The following is a 1652-nucleotide window of genomic DNA, read 5'->3' on the forward strand; positions in this document are numbered from 1 at the left end:
TTTGGAGGACGGCTTGATGGAACAATGGCGACCAAAGGATCTCGGTCTACCCGTTGGATAAACCTCATATCTAACGCTGCCGCTTCCGACTGCGAAACTATCTCGTCACCCAGTGAATCCATGCTCACCGACCCAGCAAAAGCGCAGCCAACACCCAAGCGACTTAGCGCTCGTGCAACGTTCCAGGGAGCACCACCTGGGTAGCCCTTCCACTGTCCAGGAGTGCCTTGGACAAGGTCGGTCAGAGCTTCGCCAAATACTACTGCGCGAGGCAATACCATCGTCATTTCCTCAATACTTTGTCGTAGGTAACTGCTGGCTAATCAGCTTCGACCGGTAATCACTTACTCAATGCGCCTTGGTGTTGGCCGGACGCGTTCAAATATTAAAACCAGGTTTCCATCTGCATGCCGTACTGCCATACGCCTCCAGCATTGAAGTCCGACTTGCCGAAGGAGTCAGAGGTACTGTATCTGTCCAGGTCCGAAGACCAGTTCATGAAGCTTGCGAACACTCGCAATTCGGGACGTGTGAGCAGGTCGCCAACATCAGGTTTGAATGTCGGGGCGATCGTGAATTTCCAGAAGTTACCGTCGACCGCATTACGTTGCAGGTAGCCCTTGGGGTCGAGGTCCATGGTTTGCCAGCTCATTTCGTAGGCCATCTCGAAATTGCTGTTGATTTTATTGGCCAACCGGACGTTCAGGGTCATCCAGCGGTAATCGTCACCCTTGACGTACCTGTCCTTGCTTTGTTCGGCCAACAAGCTGGGGCCGATGCGCCAGCCCGGCGCTATGGGTGTCTCGCCATAAGCCGCCAGACGCAGAGCGCGGGCGTCGTCGATCAGCTCGCCATCCGAACCGATGTTCTTGACCTCTGCCCCCAGACCTTGCCCGTAGAGCAGCGCCGTTTTGAAGAAGCCTTCCCTGCCGAAAAAGTCTTTCTGGTGATTGGCCAGCATGCTGTGCAAACCGGAATCCGCAGGCGTCAGACCGGCTTCATTGGTGCGGGTACCGAAATCGTTTTTCTTTGAGCCAATGGCATTGAACATCCACTGCCACTGACCACTGTCGAAGAACTGGTTGGAGGTCAGGATGTAGCTTTCCACATCGGCACTAAGATCGCCTTGACTGAAATCCCCGTAGTTACGCCCGATCAAAGAGTAGTTCGAACGCCAATTCTTGTTCATCTGCATATCGTAGATTCCACCCCCGGTGCCGGCCAGATAGACAACGTCCGAGTCCAGCCAGTGGATATCGAAATTATCTCTATCGAATCGCTTGCCTGCCCACAGGGTGGCGTTCTCGAACACTGAATTGCCCTTGAACGCAGCGACATGGTCAAGCGCTGTGAATACCTGGCGCACGTTCAGTTTGCTTTCGTCGGCCGTCCAGTCATTGGAACTTTCCACACCATCGGCGATGGAGACCGTGAATTTGGAACGGGTGCCGTTTTGCGCATAGATTTCTTTCGACAGGTCTATACGCATGTAGGTGTCGTCCTCGTTACCGAGTCGCCCGACTGCACCACCGACTGAACCGGCAGGAGTTTCATAAGGGCCGCCACGACCACCACCCAGCCGATCGTTGATCAGCAATCCGGAGCGGGCGTAGCCGTTGAAGCTGAACCCATCAGTGAGGTGTCCGCTGCTG

At 54.7% G+C, this 1652-nt stretch carries 2 protein-coding genes; both read right to left on the bottom strand.

From position 1 onward, the window contains the following. The coding region (locus KGB23_RS30055) for a PfkB family carbohydrate kinase (protein WP_223433699.1) at positions 1 to 281 on the bottom strand (281 nt) is incomplete at its 3' end. Positions 282 to 385: 104 nt separating this feature from the next. After that, a partial coding sequence (locus tag KGB23_RS30060; protein ID WP_223433700.1) for a carbohydrate porin occupies positions 386 to 1652 on the bottom strand: 1267 nt, incomplete at its 5' end.

Origin of the sequence: Pseudomonas sp. GL-B-26 (genome assembly GCF_019947405.1) — a bacterium.
GTDB lineage: Bacteria > Pseudomonadota > Gammaproteobacteria > Pseudomonadales > Pseudomonadaceae > Aquipseudomonas.